We start from the raw sequence: 26,612 nt of genomic DNA on the forward strand, positions 1-26,612 counted from the left end.
TTTTCCATGCCGGCATTTTACCGCGCTCCACCCCGCGCGCGCCGAACCTGAAGAATGATTCAGGCGTTCTTGGGCGCTTCTTCAGGACCACCTTGCTATGCTTTTCCGGCGCTGTAGTGGCACTGCAGTCATGACGCCGCCTGCGCCCCCTCTGACCGCCCGCCTGGGCATGGCATCCACGCATGCCCCCTCACCACCAACAACAAGGAAACACGGGATGAACACGACCACCCCCAACGCCCTGGGCGCCTGCTGCGCGCTCGCCGTGGCCCTCGGCTGCGCGACCCTGGCCGGCTGCGCCAAACCGACGGCGGCCGCCACGCCTTTACCGTCAGCCCAGTCGCGCCACCTGGACGACGGCAGCATCGCCGTCGACAGGATGTCGCCGCTGCGCCAGCGCCTGCAGATCGCGCCCGTGCTGGAACAGGATATCGCCACGCAGACGGATGCGCCGGGCAGCATTGTCGCCATGCCGGAAAAACTCGTGAAAATCACGCCGCCCCTGGCCGGGCGCATCACGCGCTTGCAGCGAGGGCTGGGCGACAGCGTGAAGGCGGGCGAGCCGCTGTTCACGCTCGATTCGGCGGAACTGAGCGCCGCCTACGCGGACGACAGCAAGGCGCGATCCAGCCTGCTGCAGGCGCGCCAGGAACTGGAGCGCCAGAAAACCCTGTTCGAGGCGCAGATCGCCGCGCGCAAGGAATACGAAGCGGCGCAAACGGCCTTCGAGCAAGCCAGTAGCGATGCCCAGGCCAGCGCCGACAAGCTGGCGCAGTATGGCGCCGGCGCGCGCGGTTCGCGCCGCGACTACGTGCTGCGCTCGCCCATCGCCGGCACCGTGATCGCCATGGATGGCGCACAGGGCGGCTACTGGAACGATATCAACGCTCCCGTCATGACGGTCGCCGACCTGTCCACCGTGTGGCTGTCGGCCAACGTGGCCGAGCGGGACCTGGCGCAGCTGGCCGTGGGCCAGACGGCGCGCATTACCGTCGATGCCTGGCCTGGCAAGAACTTCGAGGGCAAGGTCGCCTACGTGGGTGCCGTGCTCGATGCGGAAACGCGCACGGTGCAGGTGCGCGTGGCGATCGACAACCGCGCCGGCGCCTTCAAGCCGGGCATGTTCGCCCATGCCGGTTTTGCCGGCGCTTCGCGCCGCGCCATCCTGGTGCCGGCGGCGGCCGTGCTGCAAAGCGGACTGTCGACGCGCGTGATGGTGGAAAGAAGCCCGCTGGTCTTCGCGCCGCGCACGGTGGAAGTGGGCGCCAGCCATGGCGACCAGGTGGAAATCGTTGCGGGCCTCAAGGCGGGCGAGCGCATCGTCGTCAAGGAAGGAGTGCTGCTCAATGATTGACCGTTTCATCGCCACCTGCTGCCAGCGGCGCGGCATCGTCTGGCTGGTCCTGCTGTTCGTCACCGCCTACGGCATCTACAGCTGGAAGCAGCTGCCCATCGAAGCCTATCCGGACATCGCCGACGTCACCTCGCAGATCGTCACGCAGGTGCCGGGCCTGGGCGCCGAGGAAATCGAGCAGCAGATCACGATACCGCTGGAACGGGCCCTGCTGGGCACGCCCGGCATGCACGTGCTGCGCACGCGCAGCCTGTTCGCGCTGTCGCTGATCACGGTGGTGTTCGAGGATGGCAGCGACGGCTACTTCACGCGCGAGCGGTTGCAGGAGCGCCTCGCCAGCGTCAACCTGCCGTACGAGGCCAAACCGGGACTCGATCCCTACACCTCGCCGACGGGCGAGATCTACCGCTACACCCTGGAATCGAAAAGCCGCAGCCTGCGCGAGCTGTCCGAGCTGCAGTTCTGGACCGTGATCCCGCGCCTGCAGCAGGTGCGCGGCGTGGCGGACGTGAGCAATTTCGGCGGACTGACGACGCAGTTCATGCTGGAACTCGATCCCGCAAAACTCGACAGCTATGGCTTCTCGCTGGCGCAGGTCAAGGAGGCCATCAATGCCAACAACATCAGCGGCGGCGGCAGCGTGATCGACCGCGGCCAGCAGTCGTACGTGGTGCGCGGCGTGGGCTTGCTGCACTCGCTCGACGACATGGGCAACGTCGTCGTCAGCAGCAAGGATGGCGTGCCCGTGCTGGTGAAGGACCTGGGCAGGCTGGCCTACGGCAACGTGGAGCGGCGCGGCATCCTCGGCAAGGACAACAACCCCGACACCATCGAGGGCATCACCCTGCTGCTGAAGGATTTCAACCCGTCCGAGGCGCTGGCGGGCATCCATGCGGCCGTGGACGACCTGAACGCTAACCTGCTGCCGAAGGATGTGAAAGTGGTGCCCTACCTGGACCGCAGTTCGCTGATCGACGCCACCCTGCACACGGTGGGATTTACCCTGGGCGAAGGCATGCTGCTCGTCGCCCTGGTACTGCTGCTGTTTTTGGGCAGCCCGCGCGCGGCCGCCATCGTCGCGCTGACCATCCCCCTGGCCCTGCTGATCGCCTTCATCTTCATGCACCATTTTAAGATTCCCGCCAACCTGCTGTCCCTGGGCGCCATCGATTTCGGCATCCTCGTCGACGGTTCCGTGGTGGTGCTGGAAAACATACTGCGCCGCCGCGAACGGGAGCAGGAACGCCCGCTCACCCTGCAGGACGCCATCGACGCCACCTTGCAAGTGGCCCGTCCCATCATGTTCGGCATGGCCGTCATCATCGCCGCGTATCTGCCGCTGTTCGCCTTCCAGCGCATCGAATACAAGCTGTTCTCGCCCATGGCGTATGCCGTCGGCGCGGCGCTGGCGGGCGCGCTGGTGGTGGCGCTGGTGCTGATCCCTGGCCTGGCCTGGCTGGCCTTCCGCAAGCCGCGCCGCATGCCCCGCAACCGCGTGCTGGACAAGCTGGCCGCCGCGTACGGGCGCTTCCTCGAACGCATGGTGGGCAGGAAGCGCTGGGTAGCGATGGTGTGCGCCGCGTCGCTGGCGGGCCTGGCCATCCTGGGCGCCGGCATCGGGCGCGATTTCCTGCCCTACCTCGACGAAGGATCGCTGTGGCTGCAAGTGCAGATGCCGCCCGGGATCACCCTGGAGAAGGCGTCCGAGATGGCCGGTGAATTGCGCCGCGCCGCGCTGGAATTCCCGGAAGTGTCGACCATCGTCACGCAGACGGGGCGCAACGACGACGGCACCGATTACTGGACGCCGTCGCACATCGAAGCGAGCGTGGGCCTGCATCCCTATAAAAGCTGGAAGTCGGGCATGAGCAAGCAGCAGCTGATCGCCAGGATGAACGAACGCTTCGCCCGCATGCCCGGCTTCACCGTGGCCTTCATGCAGCCGATGATCGACGGCGTGCAGGACAAATTGTCGGGCGCGCACAGCGACCTGACGGTGAAAATCTTCGGCAACGACCTCGGCGAAGTACGCCGCATCGCCGGCAAGGTGGCCAACGTATTGAAAGGCGTCCCCGGCGCCTCCGACGTGGCGGTGGACGTGGAACCGCCGCTGCCCAACCTGAAGGTGGAACTGGACAGGGCAAAGGCGGCCCGCTACGGCATCAACGCGGCCGACGTGGCCGACCTGATTTCCACCGGCATCGGCGGCGCGCCCATCGGCCAGGTCTACGTGGGCGAGAAAAGCTATGACATTGCCGTGCGCTTCCCGCCTGCCGTGCGCGCCAGCCCCGACGCCATCGCCAGCCTGAAGCTCACGGCCGCGAATGGCGCCAAGGTGCCGCTGGCGCAGGTGGCCGGCATCGGCACCACCTCGGGCGAAAGCGTGATCGTGCGCGAGATGGGACGGCGCCACATCATCGTGCGCCTGAATGCGCGCGGGCGCGACCTGGCCGGCTTCCTGGCCGAGGCGCGCCCGCTGGTGGCGCAGGCCGTGGCCGACGAACACCAGCGCATCAGCGTCGAGTGGGGCGGCCAGTTCGAAAACCTGCAGCGCGCGCAAAGCCGCCTGGCGCTGATCCTGCCGATGACCCTGGGGGCCATGTTTTTGCTGCTGTTTGGCCAGTTCCGCAACCTGCGCCAGCCCGCCCTGGTCTTGCTGGCCGTGCCGCTGGCCATGCTGGGCGGCCTGGCCGCGCTGCACCTGCGCGGCATGACCCTGAACGTGTCGAGCGCCGTCGGCTTCATCGCCCTGTTCGGCGTGGCCGTCCTGAATGCCGTGCTGATGCTGGCGCAGATCAACCGCTTGCGCAGCGACGAGGGAAAAAGCCTGCGCGAGGCCGTGCTGGAAGGCGCGCGCGACCGCATGCGCCCCGTGCTGATGACGGCCACCGTGGCCGCCCTGGGCCTGACGCCGGCCATGCTGGCAACGGGCCTGGGCAGCGACGTGCAGCGTCCGCTGGCCACGGTGGTGGTGGGCGGCCTGGTGACGGCCACGGCGCTCACCCTGCTCCTGCTGCCCGCCCTGTATTACCTGATCGAAGCGCATGTGGCAAAACGCCAGGCGCATACCGGAGGAGAAACCCATGACGCGCTTTAATGTATTCCTGACGGCCTGCCTGCTGGCGCCCGGCCTGTTCCTGCCCTGCTCCGCCGCGCCCCTGAGCTTTGACAGCTACCTGTCCGCCGTGGAAAGCCACAGCCTGGAGCTGCAGGCGCAGCAGCAAGGCATCGTGTCGGCCAGCGCCGGCATCGGCATCGCCGGCCTGCGCCCCGATCCGGAATTCACCTTGGGCGCCGCGCGCGAGACGGTGCACGCGCTGCCGCATCGTCCCGTCACGTGGACGCCGGCCCTCAGCATGGCCATCGAGACGGGCGGCAAGCGCGCCGCGCGGATCAAGGCGGCGCACAGCAACGTCGCGCTGGCCGAAGAAACGGTGGCCGGCTTCAGGAACGATCTGTATGCCGCCGCCGCCGCGGCCTTCACGGAAGCGTGCCGCACGCGCGACGTCGCGGCGCGCAAGGAGCTGACCATGGCGGCGCTGTCGAAAGTGGTGGAAGCAAATGGCGTGCGCCTGAAGGCGGGCGACGTGGGCGGCATCGAGCTGCTGCAGTCGCGCGTGGAACGCGACCAGTTCCAGGCCGAGCTGGCGCAGGCGCGCAGCGAGGCTGACAGCGCCATGCTGAACCTGTCGCCGCCGCTGGGGCGCCAGTTCGACAGCCTGTTCCCGCAGGCGCAGCTGGCGTGCGACCTCGCCGCCTACGAAGGCGGCGACGCCAGCGTGCTGGTGCCGCAGGCGCTCAAGGCCCGCAGCGACGTGCGCATCGCCCGCGCCGCCCTGGACAACCTGCGCGACGGCGCGGCGCTGGTGCGCGCCAACCGCTCCGTCGACCCGACGCTGACGGTGGGCCTGTCCGCCGCGCGCGGCTACCGCGATGGCATCGACGGCAATGGCGATGCCGTCGATGGCGCGCCCCGCTCGCGCGCGCTGTCCGTGTCGCTGGCCATTCCCATCCCCCTGTCGCGGCGCGACAACGGCGACGTGGTGCAGGCGGAAGCGGGCGTGACGCAGGCGATGCTGGCCTTGCGCCAGGCGGAACTGACGGCGGAAACGCAGGTACGCACGGCGCAGCGGCAATGGCGTTCGGCGCAGGAACGGCTGGCGCGCTACCGCGACGGCGTGCTGCAGGACGCGCAAAAGGTCGTCGACGGCATGCGCCTGTCCTACGTCAAGGGCAATGCCTCGCTGCTGGAATGGCTGGCGGCGCAGCGCTCGGCCGACGAGGCCTGGCAAGGCTATCTGCAGGCGCGCGCCGATGCCGCCATCGCCAGCACGCAGCTGCAACTGGCCATCGGCCAACGGCCGCGCTTATAACGCTGATAAAAAAGGAAGGCTGCAACGAGAGGATACCGGCGCGGCGAGGAAGCCGCACCGGTCGTCAGGGGCGGGGGATTACTGTGGCTGGGCAGGCGCGCCGGTGCCGTCGGCCGCATCCGCTTCGCTGTCGTCCGCTTCCGGCGCGTCGCCGTCAGCGCCCTCTTCGCCGTCGGCCGGCTTCGGATTGTTTTTCGCTTCCAGCTTGCGCCTGGCTTTTTCCTCGGCTTTCTTCTTCTTTTCCAGCTCTTTTTGCCGTTTTTCGTATTGGAAATTTGTCTTGGCCATTTACTACCTCTTTAGTTTTTTATTGTTACAGATAACCGCATAAGGCACATTATGACGCAGTTGGGCGAAACGCAAAGTTTTTAGCCGCGGGGATGATGCTGCGCATGCAGCAATTTCAGCCGTTCGCGGGCCACGTGCGTGTAGATCTGCGTGGTGGAAATATCGGAGTGGCCCAGCAACAATTGCACGACGCGCAAGTCGGCCCCATGGTTCAGCAGGTGCGTGGCAAACGCGTGGCGCAGGGTATGCGGCGACAGCGGCGCCGTGATGCCCGCCTGCTGCGCGTGCTTCTTGATGATGACCCAGAACATCTGCCGCGTCATGGCCCCGCCGCGCCGCGTGACGAACAGCGCATCGTCCATCTGCCCGTCGAGGATGATGCCGCGCGCCTCCTTCAGGTAGCGCTCGATCCACAGCCGCGCCTGCTCGCCGAAGGGCACCAGGCGCGTCTTGCTGCCCTTGCCCGTGATGCGCAGCACGCCATCGTTCAGGCTCAGCTCCACCGATTGCAAGTCCACCAGTTCCGACACGCGCAAGCCGCTCGCATACATGAGTTCGAGCATGGTGCGCTCGCGCAGACCCAGCGGCGTGCTGACGTCGGGCGCCGCCAGCAAGGCTTCCACCTGCGCTTCGCTCAGGGTGTGCACGAAGCGCGCCGGCTGCTTGGCCGAGACCATCTTCAGGCACGGGTCGGCGGCGATATGCTTGTGCCGCAAGGCCAGCTGGTAAAAGCGCTTGAGCACGGACAGGCGCCGGTTCGACGACGTCGCCTTGCTCTCGTCGTGGCGGGCGGCGAAATACCCGTCGATATCGGCCGTGGACACCTCGTACAGGCCGTCGCGCCCGGGCCGGTTCACTTCCAGCCAGCGCGCGAACAGGCGCATGTCGCGCCGGTAGGCGTCCAGCGAGTTTTTCGACAGGCCGTCTTCCAGCCACAGACTGTCGCAGAATTCATCGATCAGGGTGGCGTTGTCGGGCGCCAGCAGGCTGTTCATCATCGTGCCGACCATCCCATGCCCTCGACGCCTTCATGCGCCAGCAGCCAGCGCTTCACGCCCAGGTGAAAACCGGCCGCGTCGTCGTGGTGGGAAAAGCCGCCCAGGCCGCCCGCGGCCGTCACGCGGTGGCACGGTATCAGCAGCGGAAACCAGTTGGCGCCGCACGCCTGGCCGACGGCGCGCGGCGCCGAGCCGATGAAGCGCGCCACGTCGCCATAGGTGCGCACACGGCCGCGCGGAATCTGCGCGATGGCGGCCCACACCTTCTGCTGGAAGGGGCTGCCCAGCGGTGCCAGGGGCAGGTCGAACGGCGCGTCGGGATCGGCAAAGTAGCGCGCCAGCTGCACGCAAGCCTGCTGCGCGACGGCATCCTGCGCCTCCATTTCCAGGAAGTGCGGCGGCAGGTAAACCAGCTCGCGCACCAGGCCATTTTCCGTGCGCACGCCCATGGCGCCGAACGGCGCGGCAACGATGGCACTGAACAGCTCACTACCCTGTTGTTTTTTCATCAGCTAATCAAAATTCAAGTGTGGCAAATATACAACCGGATGCACCAAAACAGGCATCGCAAGGCGATTATGCACCGTTCCGGCAGGCCCGCGCAGGGAAGCGCCGGACGAAAAAAAAGCGCACCAGCTGGTGCGCTTCAAATATTGCTTCACGTTCCCGGTCGTTTGGGTCCGCCGGTGCCGGCTTGTGGCCGCAGACAGCTATGACTCAACAACTTCTGTGAAACGTGTGTCTCCTCAATATATCCCCGGTATCAATACCGTTTTTATGGACCACTCCCCCACCAACCTAGTAACCAATTCTGTACTGCGGCCTTGCTACCAGGGCGCATATGCTTATACGTGTTTCCCCGTAAGGCCGCCCATCATAGCGCATTTATTCGGCCGGATCGACTTTTTTTGCACCATGACGGGGACAGTTATTTTAGTTGTAAATTAAATTTGGCAGCCACAGCGAGATTTGTGGTACGTAGGTGATCAGCGCGAGGAAGCCCAGCATCGTCAGCAGCCACGGCATCACGGCCACGGTCAGTTCGGAAATGCCCATCTTCGTGATGCCGGACGCCACGTACAGGTTCAATCCCACGGGCGGATGGCACATGCCGACCTCCATATTGACCACGATCAAGATACCAAAGTGCACGGGATCGATGCCCAGCTTCATGGCGACGGGGAACAAAATCGGCGCCATGATCAGCACGATCGACGACGGCTCCATCACGTTACCCGCCAGCAGCAGCAGGACGTTGACCACCAGCAGGAAACTGATCACGCCCAGCCCCTTGCCCGTGATCCATTCTGCCATCGCCTGCGGGATGTTTTCGCTGGTCATCAGGAACGAGAACAGCACGGCATTCGTGATGATGTACAGCAGCATCGCCGACATGGCGGCCGAATCGAGCAAGACCTTGCCGACCTGCTTGATCTTCAAGTCCTTGTAGACGAAGACGGCGATGATGAAGGCATACACGGCAGCCATGGCGGCCGCTTCCGTCGGCGTGAAAGCGCCCGAATAAATGCCGCCCATGACGATGACGATCAAGAGCAGGCCCCAGGCGCTCTTCTTGAAGGTGACGAAGCGCTCGCCCCAGCTGGCCTTCTGCATGCGCGGATAATTGTGCTTGCGCGCCAAAAACCATGTCGTCAGGCCCAGCAGCATGGCCAGCATCATGCCGGGAATCACGCCGGCCATGAACAGCTTGCCCACGGACGTATTCGTGCTGACGGAATACATCACCATCACGATCGATGGCGGGATCAAAATGCCCAGCGCGCCCGAGGTGGTGATGACGCCGGCGCCGAAGCCGCGCGGATAGCCCTGCTTGACCATGGCCGGCAGGATGATGGAACCGATCGCCACCACGGTGGCGGGGCTGGAGCCGGACACGGCGGCAAACAGCGCGCACGCCATCACGCCGGCCAGCGCCAGGCCGCCGTGCCAGTGGCCCACCATGGAGCTGGCGAAGTTGATCATGCGCCGCGCCACCCCGCCATGCGTGAGGAAGTTGCCCGCCAAAATGAAGAACGGGATGGCCATGATCTCGAATTTTTCAATGCCCGTGAAAATCTTCAGGGCCACCGATTCGATCGGCACGCTGGTCATGGTGAACAGGAACGTCAGTACCGTCAGGCCCAGCGAAATGGAAATCGGCATGCCGGTCAGCATCAGCGCCAGCAGCAATACAAAAATAATCAGCGCGTTCATGCCTTGGCTCCTTTTTCTTCCGCCGTCAATTCATCGTCCAGGCCCTCGACATGCGAGTGGTCGTGTTTCGGCAAGGCGCCCGTCTTGATGAAATGCACCATCACCTGCAGGAAGCGGAAGCACATCAGGTAGGAACCCAGCGGCACGGCCAGATACACCAGCCACATGGGGATTTCCATGTCGGCCGAGGTTTGGTCCGTGTGGCCGATCGACCACACGAAGCTGGCGCCCAGGGTGCCCACGATGCCCGTAAACAGGGCGCCGGCGGCCAGGCCGAAAACGATGAAACGGTCGCGCCAGCGGGGATTCATGCGGTTGATCAGCACGTCGACGCCCACGTGGATGCCCGTGCGCACGCCGTAGGCGGCGCCGAACTTGGCCATCCAGACGAACATGTAGATGCACAGTTCCTGGGCCCAGCTGGTATTGATTTGAATCAGGAAGTCCTGCACGACGGGGATCGGCAGGCCGGCCAGGTAGCGGTGCACGACCGCGACAAAGATAATGAAGGTGGCGGCGCCCATCAGGGACGCGATCAGCCACTCTTCCAGGTGATCCAGAAATTTCATGGTGGACTTTCAAAGAATGCGGGTACACGGACGCCCGCGCAGGACGCGCAGGAGTCATTCCAGCGAATGGCAGGGAGGGCCCTGCCTGGCGCGCCAGGCGGCGCGCTACGGCATGCAGCTTACTTCGCGCTTTCCTTGTTGATGGCCGAGATCAGCTCCTTGCCGATGCGCCCTTCCATGGCTTTCTGCACGGGCGCCAGCGCCTTGCGCCATTCGGCCTGTTCCTGCACCGTCAGCGTGTAGATCTGCGTCTTGCCCGCCTTCTTGATGGCGTCGAGGGCCTGGTCATTGTCGCGCTGGGCGATGGCTTTTTCAAACGTGGTCGCTTCGCGCATGGCTTTTTCCAGCTGCGCGCGGATCTCGGGCGGCAAGCCATCCCAGAACTTCTTGTTGACGATGACGGCATAGCCCAGGTAGCCGTGGTTGGACACGGTCACGTGCTTTTGCACTTCATGCATCTTTTGCGTGTACATGTTCGATGGCGGATTTTCCGTGCCGTCGACCACGCCCGTCTGCAGCGCCTGATACACTTCCGAGAAGGCCAGCACCTGCGGATTGGCGCCCAGCGCGCGCATCTGCGCGTCGAGCACCTTCGAGGACTGGATGCGCATTTTCAGGCCCTTGAAGTCGGCCGGCGTGTGCAGCGGCTTGTTGGCCGACATCACCTTGAAGCCGTTATCCCAGTAAGCCAGGCCCGTGATACCCTTGGGTTCCAGTTTTTTCAGCAGGCTCTTGCCGATTTCGCCTTCGGTGACGTTGTACAGCGCCGTCTTGGTGGGGAAGATGTAGGGCAGGTCGAAGGCTTCGAATTCCTTCACGCCCAGCGGGCCGAACTTGGCCAGCGACGGCGCCAGCATCTGCACGGCGCCCAGCTGCAGGGCTTCGAGTTCTTCCTTGTCCTTGTACAGCTGGCTGTTCGGGTACAGTTCGACCTTGACCTTGCCATTCGTGGCTTTCTCGGCCAGCTGCTTGAAGCGCTCTGCGGCCTGGCCTTTGGGCGTGTCGGTGGCCACGACGTGGCTGAATTTGATGACGATGGGCGCTTGCGCGTAGGCGTGGACGCCGGCGGTGGCGCCGATGGCGGCGCACAGCGCGACGAACAGGGTTTTCATTGGCGGCAGTTGCATTTTTGTCTCCTGAGTGGGTTTTTAAAAAAACTTTATTATTTGTCTATTTGGATATTGTGCCAAAGAAACTACCTCGGCTATTGTGGTTAACCACAATAGCCCGATCCCGATAAGCCGCTACCCTGCCAGCCATGCCGACTTCCCCCACCCTTGCGCGCCGCTTCACGCTCTCCAGCCCGGTGCGCTGGCTGCTGCCCGTCATCCTGCTGCTGCTGTTCCTCTCCATCCTGTTCTGGCTGCCCTGGCAGGCGCGCCAGATGGAGAGCAACGAGCGCCAGGAACAATTGATCGCCGACACCCTCTGGGTGGAGCAGACCATCCGCTTCCAGCTGGCGCGCAACGAGGAAAGCCTGTTCAACCTGGGCGTGGACATCGCCAGCGGTTCGCTGGGCGCGGAAAAGGTGCACGAACGGCTGCAGCAGATGCTGCGCAACGGCCGCGAACTGCAGCGCGTGCTGTGGCTCGACACGGGCGGCAAGGTGCAGGCCACCAGCGACAACAGCCTGCCGCACGAACTGTCGTTTTCGCCCGCCTCGCTGACGGCCGCCGACAACGCGCGCCGCCTGCACCGGGGTCAGTACGCCCAGCCGTCGCAGCAAAGCGGCTTTCCCGACGCGCCGCCGGGCGCCATGCTGATGGATTACCACCAGCCCCTGTTCGACGGCCAGCGCTACGTGGGCAGCCTGGTGGCCACCTACCAGATCAGCAGCCTGCTCGATGAAATGGTGCCGTGGTGGTTCGCCCAGGACAACCAGATCTCGCTGATCGACCGCGACGACAAGGTGCTGGCGCGGCGCGCCGCCGCCGGTCCTGGCCACGGCGTGTACACGCACAAGCGCGCGCTCGACGTGCCGGGCGCCACCATCACCCTGTTTACCGACAGCGTGAAAAGCCAGCCCAAGCTGCTGCCCAACCTGCTGGTCGGCTCCGTCATCGCCCTGTCGCTGGGTTTATTATGGAGCCTGCTGGCCCTGTGGCGCCACATCTCGCGCCGCCTGACGGCCGAAAGCGCGCTGCGCCAGCAGATGCTGTTTCGCACGGCGATGGAAAATTCGCTGGTGACGGGCATGCGCGCGCGCGACCTGGAAGGCCGCGTCACGTATGTGAACCCGGCGTTCTGCCAGATCGTCGGCTATCCGCCCGAGGAAATCCTGGGGCGTTTGCCACCCATGCCCTACTGGGTGCCCGAGGCGCTGGAGGAATACCAGCAGCGCTTCGTCAAGGCCCTGGCCGGCAACCCCACGCCGCAGTTCGAAACCTATTTCCAGCGTCCGGACGGCACGCGCGTGCCCGTGCTGATCTTCGAGGCGCCGCTGGTGGACACGAACGGCCAGCAGACGGGCTGGATGGGCTCCGTGCTCGATATTTCGGACCGCAAGCGGGTCGAGGAACTCAATCGCCAGCAGCAGGAAAAGCTGCAGACCAGTTCGCGCCTGGCCACCATGGGCGAGCTGGCGTCGATGCTGGCGCATGAACTGAACCAGCCGCTGGCGGCCATTTCCAGCTACACGACGGGGGCGCTGAACCTGATCCGCCGCGCCATCGACAGCGGCGCGCCCGTCGAACCGGCCACCTTGAAACCGGCGCTGGAACAGGCCAGCGCGCAGGCGCAGCGGGCCGGCCAGATCATCCGCAGCGTGCACGATTTCGTGCGCAAGAGCGAACCGCAGCGCCAGGATATCGCCATCCGCACCCTGATCGACGGCATCCGCGCGCTGATCGACCTGCAGGCGCGCAAATACTATGTCACCATCCAGGAAGAGATCCCGGCCGACCTGCCGCTGCTGCGCGCCGATCCCGTGATGATCGAGCAGGTGCTGCTGAACCTGACGCGCAACGCCATCGAGGCGATGCAGGATGCGGCGCCGGGACAGCGTATCATGCGCCTGCGGGCCAGCCACGACGCGCAGCAGCAGATGGTGACGGTGGACGTGATCGACCATGGCCACGGCATCCCGCAGGACGTGGCCGAGCGGCTGTTTTCGCCGTTTTTCTCGACCAAGTCCGAAGGCATGGGCATGGGACTGAACATCTGCCGCACCGCCATCGAATTTCACGGCGGCGCGCTGACCTTCAGCGCCAACCCGGCCGGCGGCACCATTTTTACTTTCAGCGTGCCGGCCGCGCCGCGCGCGCCGCACTAACCGCACTAACAAACAACGACAATCCGGAGACACCATGCTGCATATCATCGACGACGAAGAGGTCGTGCGCGACTCCCTGTCCTGGCTGGCCGCCTCGCGCAGCATCGAGGCGCGCAACTATGCCAGCGCCCAGCAATTCCTCGACAGCCTGGACGGCACCTTCGACGCGGCCGGCGATTGCGTGCTGCTCGACGTGCGCATGCCCGACATGAACGGCATCGCCCTGTTCGACCAGCTGGTCAAGCGCGACCTGACGGCCCGCCTGCCCGTGATTTTCCTCACCGGCCACGGCGACGTGCCGATGGCCGTCGACAGCCTGAAACGGGGCGCCTTTGATTTCTTTGAAAAGCCGTTCAACGACAACGACCTGATGGACCGCGTGCAGCAGGGCCTGGCCAACTCGCGCCAGGCGGGCGAACTGGCCGCCGTGCACGCGCGCCTGGCGACCCTGTCGACGCGCGAACGCGAAGTGCTGGACCTGATTCTGGCGGGGAAAATGAACAAGGTGGTGGCCGACAAGCTGGGCATCAGCATGCGCACTGTGGAAGTCCACCGCGCGCATATCTTCGACAAGATGCAGGTCAAGACGGCGGTGGAGCTGGCGGGGTTGTTGAAGTAATGCAGCAATGTTGGATTACGCGGCGCTGGCGCGCCGCTAATCCGACCTACATTGCAATGTAGGTCGGATAGGTCGGGTTAGCGCGCAGCGCGTAACCCGACACCACCACCACCGCCATCACGCATCGTGACGCTCGTGGTGCTCCGCCGCCCCATGCTTCCAGTAGCTGGCCACGTGCAGATGCTGCTTCGGCACGCCGGCGTCGATGAAGTGGGCACGCAAGCCCTGCACCTGCGCATGCTCGCACGCCACCCACACATAGCCGTCGCCGTCCTGCGGCAAGGCCACCTTCGCTACTTCCTCCAGCAACAGGGCGCCGCTGCGGCCATTGCGCGCCACCCAGTGCAGGTCCAGCTGCGCCGCGCATTCGAGCGCGATCTGTTCGCCATCCTCGACGATCTCGATCACGGCAATCGCGCGCGCCGTGGCCGGCAGCTGCTCCAGGCGGCGGGCGATGGCCGGCAAGGCCGTCTGGTCGCCCACCAGCACGTACCAGTCGAAGTCGAGCGGCACCAGCATCGAGCCGCGCGGACCGCCCACGCCCAGTGTCTGTCCCGGCTGCGCCTGCGCCGCCCAGCTGGCCGCCGGGCCGTCGCCATGCAGCACGAAGTCGATTTCCAGCTCGCGCCGCTCGGCGTCGTAGCGGCGCGGCGTGTAATTGCGGGCGATGGGACGCGCCCCTTCCGCGTACCGGACCGGATTGGCGCCATTGCCCAGCACGGGGAACACGGGCGCTGTCTCGCCCGGGGCGGGGAAGAACAGCTTCACGTGGTCATCCGACGCGGGCGAGACGAAGCCTTCCAGATCATCGCCCGCCAGGGTAATGCGGCGCATGTGCGGCGTCAGCTGCTCGGTGCGCACGACGGTCAGCACGCGCAGTTTCAGATCATGGCGCACGCGCTCGATGGCGTGCGGACGTGGTGCCGATGGTGATGCAGTAGTCATGTGCTTATCCTTGTAAAGTAGGCTCAGTGGCCAGCGGCGATGGCGTTCGCGGCCTGTTCCAGCACGGCGGCCACGCGCTCGGCTTCCGCTTCGCTCCAGTTGCTCTTGTTCTGCAACAGCGCATGTTTCAGCGCATGCATGGCCTGGTGCACGCGCTCGGGCAGGGCGCGCCGCGCCTGCATGCGGGCGAACATGTCGAGACGCTCCAGGATGCCGTCCACCTGCGCGCGGTTTTCCCCGATGTAGGCGCGCCCCAGGTCCGTGATGGTGTAGAGCTTCTTGCCGCTGGCGCTTTCGCCCGACGTCACGTAATCCTGCTCTTCCAGCAGGGTCAGGGTCGGGTACACGGCGCCGGGGCTGGGGGCATAGGCGCCGCCGCAACGCTCTTCGATGGCCTTGATGATTTCATAGCCGTGGCGCGGGCTGATCTCGATCAGCGCCAGCACGATCAGCGGCAGGTCGCCGCGGCCGAAGACGCGCTCGGCCCGTTCGCCGCGCCCGCCCCGGCCACCCGGGCCGCCGTGGCCCATGCCGTCGCCGCGCTCGTCGAAGCCGCGCGGGCCGCGGCCGTGCATGGCGTGTTCGTGGCGATGCTCGCCGTGATGGTGATGCTGGCCACAATGACCATGGTGGTGATGCCGATGGCCGCCGTGGCCGTGTTCTGCGTGGTGTGAGTTTCTCATGTTTTCTCTTTAAAGATATATCGTTAGTAGGTGAGGCCATTTTATAACGATATATCGATAAGTCAAGGAGAAATTTGCTATGCTGGCTTTTTCATCCCCTGGAAGTCCGCCATGCCCGACAAGACCGCGCCGCAAAAGATGTATGTGAAAAATGCCCGGGCCGTCGCCGTGCTCAATGACGGCGGCGAACATGGAGCATTGCTGGCGCAGCTGCCGGCGGAGAAGCGGGTGGGTGAAAACGACAGTGCCGACTGGCTGCTGGTGTTTGCGCGCAGCCGCGCGGAACTGGAGCAGCACCTGCCGGCGGCGCAGGCGCGCCTGGCGCCCGGCGGCGCCGTGTGGGTGGCCTACCGCAAGGGCGGGAGCAAGGCAGGCAGCGATATCCGGCGCGACGACATCCGCGCCTACGCGCAGGCGCTGGGACTCGACAGCGTGGCGATGGTCGCCATTGACGGGGACTGGTCGGCGTTGCGCCTGAAACAGGGGTAACGACGCTCTAGGCGACGCCGTGCAGCGCCAGCGCCCATTCGACGTGTTCGCGCACGAGGGCGGACGGGTGTTCGCGGCGCGACAGCAGGGCCGCGACGATGTCGGCCTGGCCACGGGCCTTGGCGGCCGCGTTGCCCATGCCGACGGCCAGGTTGCGCAGCCAGCGTTCGTGGCCGATGCGGCGGATGGCGCTGCCTTCCATGCGGCGGCTGAATTCCTCTTCCGTCCAGGCGAACAGCTCCGCCATGCCGGCGCTGCCCAGGCCGTGGCGCTCGTCGAAATCGGGCACCACGGCGCGCTGGGCGAACTTGTTCCACGGGCAGACGGTCTGGCAATCGTCGCAGCCATACACCTTGTTGCCGATCAGCGGCCGCATTTCGACGGGTATGGCGCCCTTCAATTCAATGGTCAAATACGAGATGCAGCGGCGCGCATCGAGCTTGTGCGGCCCCAGGATGGCCTGCGTGGGGCACACCGTGATGCATGCCGAGCACTGGCCGCAATGCGGCGTCTCGGGCGCATCGACGGGCAGCGGCACGTCGACCAGGATCTCGCCAAGGAAAAAGAAGGAGCCTCCCTGGCGGTTGATCAGCAAGGTGTGCTTGCCGCGCCAGCCCAAGCCGCCCTTCTGCGCCAGTTCCACTTCCATCACGGGCGCCGAATCGCTGAAGACGCGGTAGCCGAAGTCGCCGATCTCGCCCTTGATGCGCTCGGCCAGCTGCTGCAGGCGCGAGCGCATCACCTTGTGATAGTCGCGGCCCCGCGCATACACGGAGATCACGGCGGCCGTCGGATCGGCATCACGCGCCGCCTCGTGCGCGCGCCAGTCGGGGCCCAGCGCGGGCGGCAGGTAGTTCATGCGCGCGCTGATGGCGCGCACCGTGCCAGGCACCAGTTCGGCCGGGCGCGCGCGCTTCATGCCGTGGCTGGCCATGTAGTCCATTTCGCCGTGGTACCCTGCATCAAGCCAGGCTTGCAAGGGCGCTTCCATGTGCGACAGGTCGACGTCGGCGATGCGCACCTCGGCAAAGCCCAGCTCGCGCCCCCACTCCTTGATGGAGCGCGCAAGGAGGTCAAGATCGGTGGCGGTGACGGACATAGGGGACTTTACGGAGAACGGCGGGAGCACGGGCGGTTACAATGGCAGCAGCCTCCATTTTATGCGATACCGAAGATAATGACCGAACACTTCAAAGCCCACCTCCATGACGAAGCCGGCACGGCCGCGCTGGGCGCCGCACTGGCGCGCGCGCTGGCACCCGGCCTGGCGATCTACCTGCACGGCGACCTGGGTGCCGGCAAGACGGCCCTCACGCGCGCCCTGCTGCATGCGGCCGGCCATGCGGGACACGTCAAGAGCCCCACTTATACCCTGTCCGAACCGTACACGGTGCAGCTCGATGGCCAGAGCGTCAACGTCATCCATTTCGACCTGTACCGCATGGGCAGCGCCGAGGAATTTCTCGACGCGGGCTTTCGCGAAGACTTCGATGGCCGCAACATCTGCATCGTCGAATGGCCGGAGAAAGCCGAACCGGTGCTGCCGCCGGCCGACCTGAATGTTTATTTGAACGTTGCGGGTACAGGACGTGATGTAGAATTGCAAGCGTCTTCCGAATTGGGTCTGTCATGCCTTCACCGTCTCAAATTCGCCCCGAACCTTTGATATCCTCGCCCATCACCCGGCGCACGGTACTCAAGGCCGGCGGCACCCTGCTGTTGTCCGTGTTTGCGCCCATGTCGGCGATGGCGGCGCAAATTCTCGCCGTGCGCGTCTGGCCGGCCGAGGACTACACCCGCGTCACCCTGGAAAACGACAGCATCCTCAAGGCGACCCACTTCATCGTCAAGGACCCGGAACGGCTGGTGGTCGACATCGAAGGACTGGAACTCAATCCCACCTTGAAAGGCCTGGTGGCGAAGATCCAGTCGAACGATCCGTACATCAAGCAGGTGCGCGTGGGCCAGAACCGGCCCAACGTCGTGCGCCTGGTGTTCGACCTGAAGGAAGAAGTCACGCCGCAGCTGTTTACCCTGCCGCCGGCCGGCTCCTACAATCACCGCCTGATCTTCGACCTGTATCCCGTGCACGAGCCGGACCTGATCGCGCAGATGATCGAGAAAGGCGACTGGTCCAGCGACCCGGCCAAGCCGCCGATGGCCGGCACGCACACGCCGCCGCCCGCGCTGCCCCTGCCCGACAGCGGCAAGCCGCCCGTTGCCGTCGCGCCGCCGGTCGTGGCCATCGTGCCGCCCGTGCCCGACGTGCGCCCGGAGCAGCGTCCCGAGGCACGCCCCCTGCCGGGCCAGAAAGTGGTGCGCATGATTACCATCGCGCTCGATCCTGGCCACGGCGGCGAAGATCCGGGCGCCATGGGCAGCAAGGGCAGCCGCGAAAAAGACGTGGTGCTGGCCATTGCCAAGCGCCTGAAAACCAAGCTGGAACTGCAACCGAACATGCGCGTCATGCTCACGCGCGACGCCGATTTCTTCGTCCCGCTGGGCATGCGCGTGGAAAAGGCGCGCAAGGTGCAGGCCGACCTGTTCGTCTCCATCCACGCCGACGCGTTCATCCAGCCGACGGCGCGCGGCTCCTCCGTCTTCGTGCTGTCGGAAAAAGGCGCCACCTCGACAGCCGCGCGCTGGCTGGCCAACAAGGAAAACCAGGCCGACCTGATCGGCGGCGTGAACGTGAAAAACCACGACAAGCAGCTGGCCAGCGTGCTGCTGGACCTGTCGACGACGGCGCAGATCAATGACAGCATGAAGCTGGGCACGGCCGTGCTGCGCGAAATCGGCGGCATCAACCGCCTGCACAAGGGCTCCGTCGAGCAGGCCGGCTTCGCCGTGCTGAAAGCGCCCGACATCCCATCCATCCTGATCGAGACGGCCTTCATCTCGAATCCGGAGGAAGAAGCCAAGCTGACCGACAACAGCTACCAGGACAAGATGGCCGACGCCATCGTCACGGGAATCAAGAATTATTTCGCGAAGAATCCGCCGCTGGCGAAGAGCCGCTTGACCTGACATGGACACCCGCATGAGCAAGAGTACCTTTGGCCAGCTGCCGGCCGTGACCATCCGCGCCGACGATGGCGCGCAGGCGACCATCACCCTGTACGGCGGCCACCTGGTCTCGTGGCGCACCAGCGATGGCCAGGAGCGCCTGTTCTGCAGCCGCGAGTCAAGCCTCGACGGTAGCCGCCCCATCCGTGGCGGCGTGCCCGTGATCTTCCCCCAGTTCGGCGCGCGCGGCACCGGCATGCGCCACGGCTTTGCGCGCGTGGCAACCTGGCAGCTGTCGGCCAGCGGCCATGACGATGGCGCCGCGTATGCGGAATTGACCCTGACGCAGACCGACTTGCCGGAGGCGATCGCCGCCGCCTGGCCGTACGCCTTTTCCCTGCGCCTGCGCGTGGCCGTCAAGGAGTCCGCGCTGGACCTGAGCTTGTCCGTGCACAACACGGGCGAGCAGGCGTTCCCGTTCTCGGCGGCCCTGCATACGTATTTCGTGATTGATGACCTGGGCCAGGCGCGCATCGGGGGCTTGCAGCGCGTGCGCTATTCGGACGAGACGCCGCAGGACGCCCTGCAAGCGGAAGAAATGCTGCAGTTTGCCGATAAGCTCGACCGCATCTACTACCAGCTGCCGGGTCCCCTGACCTTGCAGGCCGGCAGGCATGCCCTGCGCCTGGAGCAGCAGGGCTTCACGGACGCCGTCGTATGGAATCCCGGCGCCCAGGACGCCGCCGCCCTGCCCGACCTGGCCGATGACGAACAGCCCCGCTTCATCTGCATCGAGCCGGCGCTGATCCAGCCCGATACCCTGGCCGCTGGCGCCGGGTGGAACGGGCGCCAGCACATTGAGTTCATTCAAGAGTGACTGAAAAAGTCCAGGGCTAGGCGCCTTGCCGAAGGCAGTACGCAGGCACGACGAGGCAGGGCAGCAACGCCCCGGGCTTTGCTCAGGCGTTAATTCGATTCCTTGATGATGCGGCCATTCGCCGGCTGAACCGGGCGCGCATTCAGGGGATACAAACGGCTGAACAGCGCCATCTGCGCCGCCGATGCCTGCACCGGCTGCTTCATCACCATCCACAGCACGCCCTCGTTGCAAGGCGGCTCCGTCATCGATCCCATGTAGGTGTAGTAGTCGCGCCGCGCCGGCAGCATCTCGGCCGGGTCGAGCAGGATCGATGGCTGCATGGTCTCGAATTTTTCCAGCGGCAGGTTGTTCCACACGGTCTGGATGGTCGTTTGCGGCGCGCCCCGTTCCAGCAGCAGGGCCAGCACGGCTTGCCGGCCTTCGGCGTCGCGGTGCACCAGGTGCACCACCATTTCGAACGCCTTGCCATTGATGCGCTCTTCGGACGGGCGGTGGAAGTGGAATTGCTGCAGCTCGAACATGCGGTTCTGCACCGTGATGTAATTGCCGCCACTCACGCCCACCTGCACCGTATGGCCATTGTCGACCACATTGAACGAGGACGGATGGTAGTCAAAGCTGATCTGCTCAAGCTCCACCTTCATGCCGTCGCGGATGTCGATCGGCGACTGGCGGGTGCCATTGCCGCACTTGGCCCAGTCCACATTGATCTTGCTCCAGTTGGCCGGGCCGCTGTCGCCCTCGTACGACCAGTGCGTGCCGCGCGGCACGGGCGGCGGCGGCGGTGGCGCCGCCTTCACCACGGCGGCGCGCTTGGCGCGGGCGGCGGCGCGGGCCGCCTGGGTGGCGCGCATTTCCGCCAGGCGCGCGGCGATGCGTTCGGACAGGTCGACCTCGGCCGCCTCTTCCTTCTCGCGCGAAGTGGGCGCCACCGTGACGGGCGCCTTGCCATCCTTGCCGTCTTTCCCCTTGACGGACTCGGTCAGGGTTTTCATGGCGGCCGCGCGCGCCGACGCCGACATGGGCGCGCTCGCTGGCGCGGATGCGGCAGCGGCTGCCGAAGCGGGGGCATCTTTGGCGCTGGCCAGGACCGACATCGCGGCAAGACTGCAAGCTAACAGGGCGCTCAAATGTCGCATGGAAATCCAGAAAGTAAGAATACCTTCTGGTTTACGGCTCGAAAGCAACAAAACTTGAATCAGAGCAGGAGGAAAACAGCGAATACGGAAGAGAAAAACGGATCCAGGGCCAGCCGCGGGCAGTGCCGCAGCCTGTTTGCCCTGGATCAATCAGGCATCGGCTTTACGCCGACTTGCCCGTCATGCGCTTGTAGAGCTTCCAGATGCCGCCCAGTACCACCGGCACGACGGCGGCGCCGACGCCGATCAGCACGATCAGGGTCAGGTGGTCGCGGATCCACGGGATGTTGCCGAAGAAGTAGCCCGCCGTCACCAGACCCACCACCCACAGCAGGGCGCCCGTGATGTTGTACATCTGGAAGCGCGTGTGCGTCATGTCGGAAATGCCGGCAACGAAGGGAGCGAAGGTGCGCACCACCGGCACGAAACGGGCCAGGATGATGGTCTTGCCGCCGTGCTTTTCAAAGAATTCATGCGTGCGGCGCATGGCGTCCTTGTTGATCCAGCGGTAATCGTGGGTAAACACCCTCTGCCCGATGGCTTCGCCTATCCAGTAATTGAGCGTATTGCCCGTGATGGCCGCCGTGACGAGCAGGAAGATCAGCAAGCCCAGGTGCATCTGTCCCGTCGCGCAGAACGCGCCGGCGATAAAGAGCAAGGTGTCTCCAGGGAAGAAAAACAGGACCACGAGGCCTGTTTCGCAAAAAATAATGGCAAACAGCACCGCATACACGAGGGTGCCGTACTGTTCAATCAAGATGCCCAGTGTCTTGTCGACATGCACGATCATGTCGAGGAATTGCACAAAATCCATATATTTTTCCCTAAAGGTAGCGGCGGAATCATACACCACCCGACCCGCCCCACGGCAGTCCCCCGCGCGATATTTCGTGATTAATTCGGCAGCGCCCTTGGCGCCGTGGCATTTTAAGTAAAGGTTAAGGAAAGGGCGCGTTTCAGCGCGCCCGAGGCGATCACGGCATGGTCGATATTTTTCAGCGAAATGTTGCCATTCCGGTATACACTTTCTGACCGGCGCAACCCGTGCCGACCAGGAGAGACCATGTATTTGCATCCACTGAGCGGCCTGACCATGGCCACCGCATTGGGCCTGGCCCAGCTGAGCGCCCACGCGGCGCCCGTCCAGATCAAGGCGCCCGCCGAACTGCCCGCCAAGGCCAGCATCGCCGACGCCGTCAAGGCATCGAAGCCGTCCGACTGGCGTGCGCTGGACCCGGACAACACCCTGTACCTGGAACTGCCCGCCGGCCGCGTGGTGATGGAGCTGGCGCCGCAATTCGCGCCACAGCACGTGGCCAACATCAAGGCCCTGGTGGCCGAACGGTATTACGACGGCCTGGCCATCAACCGCGCGCAGGACAACTGGGTGGTGCAGTGGGGCGACCCGGACGAGAAAAACCCGAAGCCGATACTGCACGCCCGGCGCACGCTGCCCGGCGAATTCACGGTGCCGCTGAAAAATATCAGCAGCTTCACGCGCCTGCCGGATGTGGACGGCTACGCGCCGCAAGTGGGCCACTCGAACGGCTTTCCTTCCGCGCGCGATCCGAAAAGCGGCACGGCCTGGCTTACGCACTGCTACGCCACCGTGGGCGTGGGGCGCGACAATGCCAGCGACAGCGGCGGCGGCACGGAACTGTACGCCGTCATCGGCCAGTCCCCGCGCCACCTGGACCGCGACATCACCGTCGTCGGCCGTGTCGTCTCCGGCATGCCGCTGCTGTCGACCCTGCCGCGCGGCACGGCGCCCATGGGCTTTTATGACAGCCCGGAAAAGCACGTGCCGATCAAGGCCATCCGCCTGGCCGCCGACGTGCCGCCGGAGCAGCGCAGCAGGCTCGAAGTGATGCGCACCGACAGCGCCGCTTACCAGGCCGTGCTGGAAGCGCAGCGCAACCGCGGCGGCCCGTGGAGCAAGGTCGCCGCCGGGCACATCGACGTGTGCAGCGCGGCGATCCCCGTGCGGGAGGTGGGAAAATAACGCGCCCCGAGGCCAAGGCTGAGGTCAGCCCCCGGGCAGGCCGGCGCTGAACTGTGCGTTAGCGGCGTTGAGGGTCTGGCGCCAAATACAGGCATCAGCACAGCAGCGCCTCCCCTTTCGAACCCGTTATAATCAGGGCATGAACGCTCCCATCACGCCCCACCGCCCGATCCAGGCCCTGCCTGACCAGTTGATTTCGCAAATCGCCGCCGGCGAGGTGGTCGAGCGGCCATCTGCCGTCGTCAAGGAACTGCTGGAAAACGCGCTCGACTCGGGCGCCACGCAGATCACCGTGCGCCTGGAGGAAGGCGGCGTGAAGCGCATCGCCATCACCGACAACGGGCGCGGCATCGATAAAGACCAGTTGCCGCTGGCCCTGGCGCGCCACGCCACCTCGAAGATCGCTTCCCTGAGCGACCTGGAAAACGTCGGCACCCTGGGTTTCCGTGGCGAGGCGCTGGCGTCCATCGCCTCCGTCGCCGCCGTCACCCTGACCTCGCGCACGGCCGACGCGGCCCACGCGTGGGAAATCGTCGGCTCGCACAACGGCAGCGTCTCGCCCTCGTCCGGCGCGCATGGCACCACGGTGGACGTGCAGGACCTGTATTTCAACACGCCCGCGCGGCGCAAGTTTTTGAAATCCGAGCAGACGGAATATGGCCACTGCGCCGAAGTCGTGCGCCGCATCGCGCTGGCGCGGCCGGACGTGTCGTTCTCGCTGTCGCACAATGGCCGCACCATCGACCAGTGGAATATCAGCGAGCTGGCCAGGCGCAGCGCCCACATCCTCGGCAACGATTTCGCCGAGGCGCGCCTGGCGCTCGACGAGTCGGCCGGCACCCTGCGCCTGCACGGCTTTGCCGGTCTGCCCACGGCGTCCAAGGCGCGCGCCGACGGCCAGTTCTTTTATGTCAACGGGCGCTTCGTGCGCGACAAGCTGCTGGTGCACGCCGTGCGCATGGCCTACCAGGACGTGCTGCATGGCGACCGTTTTCCCTCCTACGTGCTGGCGCTCGACCTCGACCCGGCGCTGGTCGACGTCAACGTGCACCCGTCGAAGATCGAAGTGCGCTTCCGCGACAGCCGCTCCGTGCACCAGTTCGTTTTTCACGCCGTGCAGCGCGCGCTGGCGCAGACGTCGGCCACGGCCTTCGGCAGCGTGCCGGCCCCCTTGCCGGCCGCTTCCACCCTGGGCGGCGGCGATGCCGGCGCGCCGACCGGCGGCCCCGGCATCTGGCGCCGCGAACAGACGCAGACCTCGTTCGGCGCGCAGTTTACAAACACCTTTGCGCCGGCCTCGCCCGGCGCGCACCGTCCGTTCTTTGCCGACGCGCCGGGCGTGGCGCAGGACACCTCCGCGTATGGCGCCCTGTTCGGCGGCAACGGCGGCGCATCTTCGCCGATCACGCAGGTGGAACCGTACGTCGCCTCGCCCGAGGCCATGGCGCGCGAAGAGTATCCGCTGGGCTTTGCCCTGGCCCAGCTGCACGGCATCTACATCCTGGCGCAAAACACCAAGGGTCTGGTGCTGGTCGACATGCACGCCGCGCACGAGCGCATCCTGTACGAACAGCTGAAGAACGCGTTGCAGGCGCAAGTCTCGGGCCAGGACATGCAGGTGCAGTCGCTGCTGATTCCCGTGACCTTTTATGCGGACGCCATCGAAGTATCGACGGCGAATGAAAACCAGGAGACCTTAAAGGCGCTGGGCTTCGATATCGCCGCCCTGTCGCCCACCACCCTGGCCGTGCGCTCCGTGCCGACCCTGCTGAAAAACGCCGACGCGCAAACCCTGGCCCGCGACGTGCTGCGCGACGTGCGCGAATACGGCGGCTCGCGCGTGCTGATCGAGCGCCAGAACGAGTTGCTGGGCACCCTGGCCTGCCACACGGCCGTGCGCGCCAACCGCATCCTGTCGGTGCAGGAAATGAACGCCCTGCTGCGCCAGATGGAAAGCACGGAACGCGCCGACCAGTGCAACCATGGAAGGCCGACATGGGTGCAGGTCGAGATCAACGCACTCGACAAACTGTTCCTGCGCGGCCAATAAAAGAGCCTGAAAAACGTCCATGGCGGCGTTGCGCTGCCTCGCCGTACTAGCCGCACTGTCTTCGGCAGTGCGCCTTGCCCTGAACGTTTTGCCAGTCTCTTTTGCACCAAACCATACCAAACCAAAATGCAAAACACTCCCCACCTCCCCCTGGCCGTCGCCATCATGGGCCCCACGGCCAGCGGCAAGACGGCCAGCGCGCTGGCCATCGCGCAAGCCATCCCGTCGGAAATCATCTCCGTCGATTCCGCCCTCGTTTACCGCGGCATGGATATCGGCACGGCCAAGCCGTCGAAAGACGAACTGGCCCAGGTGCCGCATCACCTGATCGACATCATCGACCCGCTCGATGCATATTCGGTGGCGCAGTTCCGCAACGATACCCTGCGCCTGGTGGCGGAGATCTCGGCGCGCGGCAAGCTGCCGCTGCTGGTCGGCGGCACCATGCTGTACTTCAAGGGCCTGGCCGATGGCCTCGACGATTTGCCCGGCGCCGATCCCGTCCTGCGCGCCCGGCTGGAGGAAGACGCGGCCGCCATCGGCTGGCCCGCCATGCATGCGCGCCTGGCCCAGCAGGACCCCGTCACGGCGGCACGCCTGGCGCCCGCCGATGCGCAGCGCATCGGCCGCGCGCTGGAAATCATCGCCCTGTCCGGCCAGCCCATGTCGGCCTTGCTGGACCGCCGCGAAAAGACCGTGCTGCCATTTCAGCTGCAATCGTTCGCGCTGGAGCCATCGGACCGCGCCGTGCTGCACGCGCGCATCGCCACGCGCTTCGACCTCATGCTGAAAAACGACGCCCTGCTCGACGAAGTGGAGCAGCTGCGCCGCCGCGGCGACCTGCATCCGGGCTTGCCCTCGATGCGCTGCGTGGGCTACCGCCAGGCCTGGGATTACCTGGACGGCCGCATCGACCGCGCCGCCTTGCGCGAGACAGGCATCATCGCCACGCGCCAGCTGGCCAAGCGCCAGCTAACCTGGCTGCGCGCCATGCCGGAACGTATCGTCATCGATTGCCTGGGCCCCGATCCGGCCGCGGCCATGCTGGCGCAAATCGTCCCTTTGCTGACGTAAGCGGCGCCCCACTGTAAGCGGCGCCCCACGACAACCTGCCAGGCGCTAGGCGGAACTTAGGCTGCGCGCCATGCCGGAACGTATCGTCATCGATTGCCTGGGCTCCGATCCGGCCGCGGCCATGCTGGCGCAAATCGTCCCTTTGCTGACGTAAGCGGCGCCCCACTGTAAGCGGCGCCCCACGACAACCGGCCAGGCGCCAGGCGGAACTTAGGCTGCGCGCCATGCCGGAGCGTATCGCCATCGATTGCCCGGGCCCCGATCCGGCGGCAGCCATGCTGGCGCAAATCCAGCCGTTGCTGAAATAATCATGAACGCCGTCGCACGCAAAAAATCCACAGATTTTTCATGGCCGGCATTGACAAGGAAATGGGAAGACTGGATAATGCTCGGCTGTTGGGTGATATAGCTCAGTTGGTTAGAGCACAGCATTCATAATGCTGGGGTCGGTGGTTCAAGTCCACCTATCACCACCAAAGAACATCGATCAGGTTTTTCCCTGGTCAAAACGAGCATCCGGTCTGACCGGTCTGTCTGGTGATATAGCTCAGTTGGTTAGAGCACAGCATTCATAATGCTGGGGTCGGTGGTTCAAGTCCACCTATCACCACCAAGAATTTGCAGTAGTGATGAACCCGCCCCTGCCTTGCGCAGCGGC

General features: G+C 65.3%; 23 protein-coding genes and 2 tRNA genes. 14 read left to right on the forward strand and 11 right to left on the reverse strand.

Annotated features, from left to right (window positions below):
- Positions 1-217: 217 nt before the first annotated feature.
- The 3 genes from ACZ92H_RS04310 to ACZ92H_RS04320 are packed head-to-tail and all read left to right on the forward strand — an operon-like array spanning position 218 to position 5,727.
- Positions 218-1,354, forward strand: a complete 1,137-nt coding sequence (locus tag ACZ92H_RS04310; RefSeq protein WP_465047905.1) for an efflux RND transporter periplasmic adaptor subunit — start codon at positions 218-220, stop codon at positions 1,352-1,354.
- On the forward strand, positions 1,347-4,451 hold the full coding sequence (locus ACZ92H_RS04315; RefSeq protein WP_465047904.1) for an efflux RND transporter permease subunit: 3,105 nt from the start codon (positions 1,347-1,349) through the stop codon (positions 4,449-4,451). The genes ACZ92H_RS04310 and ACZ92H_RS04315 overlap by 8 nt, the downstream gene beginning before the upstream one ends.
- Positions 4,438-5,727 carry a TolC family protein gene (locus ACZ92H_RS04320; protein WP_465047903.1) on the forward strand — a complete coding sequence of 430 codons (1,290 nt, stop codon included), beginning with the start codon at positions 4,438-4,440 and terminating at the stop codon, positions 5,725-5,727. Before ACZ92H_RS04315 ends, ACZ92H_RS04320 begins: the two co-directional genes overlap by 14 nt.
- Before the next feature lie 78 nt (positions 5,728-5,805).
- Here ACZ92H_RS04320 and ACZ92H_RS04325 read toward each other — a convergent pair whose 3' ends face one another.
- The 6 genes from ACZ92H_RS04325 to ACZ92H_RS04350 all read right to left on the reverse strand — a co-directional run bounded on the left by ACZ92H_RS04325 (position 5,806) and on the right by ACZ92H_RS04350 (position 10,908).
- On the reverse strand, positions 5,806-6,015 hold the full coding sequence (locus tag ACZ92H_RS04325; protein WP_465047902.1) for a hypothetical protein: 210 nt from the start codon (positions 6,013-6,015) through the stop codon (positions 5,806-5,808).
- Between the two features lie 80 nt (positions 6,016-6,095).
- Positions 6,096-7,025, reverse strand: a complete 930-nt coding sequence (gene xerD / locus ACZ92H_RS04330; RefSeq protein WP_465047901.1) for a site-specific tyrosine recombinase XerD — start codon at positions 7,023-7,025, stop codon at positions 6,096-6,098.
- Positions 7,010-7,522, reverse strand: coding sequence for a methylated-DNA--[protein]-cysteine S-methyltransferase (locus tag ACZ92H_RS04335; RefSeq protein WP_465047900.1), 513 nt, complete (start codon positions 7,520-7,522; stop codon positions 7,010-7,012). Before ACZ92H_RS04335 ends, xerD begins: the two co-directional genes overlap by 16 nt.
- A gap of 424 nt (positions 7,523-7,946) precedes the next feature.
- Positions 7,947-9,227: a TRAP transporter large permease gene (locus ACZ92H_RS04340; RefSeq protein ID WP_465047899.1), complete on the reverse strand. Its 1,281-nt coding sequence runs from the start codon at positions 9,225-9,227 to the stop codon at positions 7,947-7,949.
- Positions 9,224-9,796, reverse strand: coding sequence for a TRAP transporter small permease (locus ACZ92H_RS04345; RefSeq protein WP_152256639.1), 573 nt, complete (start codon positions 9,794-9,796; stop codon positions 9,224-9,226). The genes ACZ92H_RS04340 and ACZ92H_RS04345 overlap by 4 nt, the downstream gene beginning before the upstream one ends.
- Positions 9,797-9,915: 119 nt before the next feature.
- On the reverse strand, positions 9,916-10,908 hold the full coding sequence (locus ACZ92H_RS04350; RefSeq protein WP_131372411.1) for a TRAP transporter substrate-binding protein: 993 nt from the start codon (positions 10,906-10,908) through the stop codon (positions 9,916-9,918).
- Positions 10,909-11,054: 146 nt separating this feature from the next.
- Here ACZ92H_RS04350 and ACZ92H_RS04355 point away from each other — a divergent pair, with 146 nt between their 5' ends.
- Complete coding sequence (locus ACZ92H_RS04355) at positions 11,055-13,067, forward strand: PAS domain S-box protein (RefSeq protein WP_131372248.1); 2,013 nt, start codon at positions 11,055-11,057, stop codon at positions 13,065-13,067.
- A 34-nt stretch (positions 13,068-13,101) separates the two neighbouring features.
- Complete coding sequence (locus ACZ92H_RS04360) at positions 13,102-13,686, forward strand: response regulator transcription factor (protein WP_131372250.1); 585 nt, start codon at positions 13,102-13,104, stop codon at positions 13,684-13,686.
- Positions 13,687-13,803: 117 nt separating this feature from the next.
- On the opposite strand, the gene ACZ92H_RS04365 is transcribed toward ACZ92H_RS04360, so the two are convergent.
- The gene (locus ACZ92H_RS04365) at positions 13,804-14,631 is read right to left on the reverse strand and encodes a siderophore-interacting protein (protein ID WP_465047897.1); all 828 of its coding nucleotides are present in this window, start codon (positions 14,629-14,631) and stop codon (positions 13,804-13,806) included.
- A gap of 23 nt (positions 14,632-14,654) precedes the next feature.
- A complete protein-coding gene (locus tag ACZ92H_RS04370) occupies positions 14,655-15,206 on the reverse strand; it encodes a PadR family transcriptional regulator (protein ID WP_465047896.1) in 552 nt (183 codons plus the stop codon).
- Positions 15,207-15,425: 219 nt separating this feature from the next.
- On the opposite strand from ACZ92H_RS04370, the gene ACZ92H_RS04375 reads away from it, so the two are divergent.
- Positions 15,426-15,803, forward strand: a complete 378-nt coding sequence (locus ACZ92H_RS04375) for a DUF3052 family protein (RefSeq protein WP_131372256.1) — start codon at positions 15,426-15,428, stop codon at positions 15,801-15,803.
- 7 nt (positions 15,804-15,810) lie between these two features.
- On the opposite strand, the gene queG is transcribed toward ACZ92H_RS04375, so the two are convergent.
- Positions 15,811-16,902, reverse strand: a complete 1,092-nt coding sequence (queG, locus tag ACZ92H_RS04380) for a tRNA epoxyqueuosine(34) reductase QueG (protein WP_131372258.1) — start codon at positions 16,900-16,902, stop codon at positions 15,811-15,813.
- Positions 16,903-16,980: 78 nt separating this feature from the next.
- Between queG and tsaE the strand changes: the two genes are divergently transcribed.
- From tsaE to ACZ92H_RS04395, 3 genes are read left to right on the forward strand one after another with little or no spacing between them, the layout of a single operon-like run.
- Complete coding sequence (tsaE, locus tag ACZ92H_RS04385) at positions 16,981-17,469, forward strand: tRNA (adenosine(37)-N6)-threonylcarbamoyltransferase complex ATPase subunit type 1 TsaE (RefSeq protein ID WP_077408401.1); 489 nt, start codon at positions 16,981-16,983, stop codon at positions 17,467-17,469.
- Positions 17,433-18,830 (forward strand): N-acetylmuramoyl-L-alanine amidase, encoded by a 1,398-nt coding sequence (locus ACZ92H_RS04390; RefSeq protein WP_131372262.1) that lies wholly within the window; start codon positions 17,433-17,435, stop codon positions 18,828-18,830. Before tsaE ends, ACZ92H_RS04390 begins: the two co-directional genes overlap by 37 nt.
- Positions 18,831-18,843: 13 nt before the next feature.
- Positions 18,844-19,686, forward strand: a complete 843-nt coding sequence (locus ACZ92H_RS04395) for a D-hexose-6-phosphate mutarotase (RefSeq protein WP_465047895.1) — start codon at positions 18,844-18,846, stop codon at positions 19,684-19,686.
- 89 nt (positions 19,687-19,775) lie between these two features.
- On the opposite strand, the gene ACZ92H_RS04400 is transcribed toward ACZ92H_RS04395, so the two are convergent.
- A complete protein-coding gene (locus tag ACZ92H_RS04400) occupies positions 19,776-20,828 on the reverse strand; it encodes a carbonic anhydrase (RefSeq protein ID WP_465047894.1) in 1,053 nt (350 codons plus the stop codon).
- A gap of 163 nt (positions 20,829-20,991) precedes the next feature.
- Positions 20,992-21,642 (reverse strand): VTT domain-containing protein, encoded by a 651-nt coding sequence (locus ACZ92H_RS04405; protein WP_131372266.1) that lies wholly within the window; start codon positions 21,640-21,642, stop codon positions 20,992-20,994.
- A gap of 249 nt (positions 21,643-21,891) precedes the next feature.
- On the opposite strand from ACZ92H_RS04405, the gene ACZ92H_RS04410 reads away from it, so the two are divergent.
- The 5 genes from ACZ92H_RS04410 (at position 21,892) to ACZ92H_RS04430 (ending at position 26,567) form a co-directional block, all read left to right on the forward strand.
- Positions 21,892-22,830, forward strand: coding sequence for a peptidylprolyl isomerase (locus ACZ92H_RS04410; protein ID WP_465047893.1), 939 nt, complete (start codon positions 21,892-21,894; stop codon positions 22,828-22,830).
- Positions 22,831-22,969: 139 nt separating this feature from the next.
- Positions 22,970-24,880, forward strand: a complete 1,911-nt coding sequence (gene mutL / locus ACZ92H_RS04415; RefSeq protein WP_465047892.1) for a DNA mismatch repair endonuclease MutL — start codon at positions 22,970-22,972, stop codon at positions 24,878-24,880.
- 126 nt (positions 24,881-25,006) lie between these two features.
- Positions 25,007-25,954, forward strand: coding sequence for a tRNA (adenosine(37)-N6)-dimethylallyltransferase MiaA (gene miaA, locus ACZ92H_RS04420; protein ID WP_465047891.1), 948 nt, complete (start codon positions 25,007-25,009; stop codon positions 25,952-25,954).
- A gap of 399 nt (positions 25,955-26,353) precedes the next feature.
- A tRNA-Met gene (locus ACZ92H_RS04425) sits at positions 26,354-26,430 on the forward strand.
- A gap of 60 nt (positions 26,431-26,490) precedes the next feature.
- Positions 26,491-26,567, forward strand: a tRNA-Met gene (locus ACZ92H_RS04430).
- The last annotated feature ends 45 nt before the right edge of the window (positions 26,568-26,612 follow it).

The organism is Janthinobacterium foliorum (assembly GCF_978021625.1).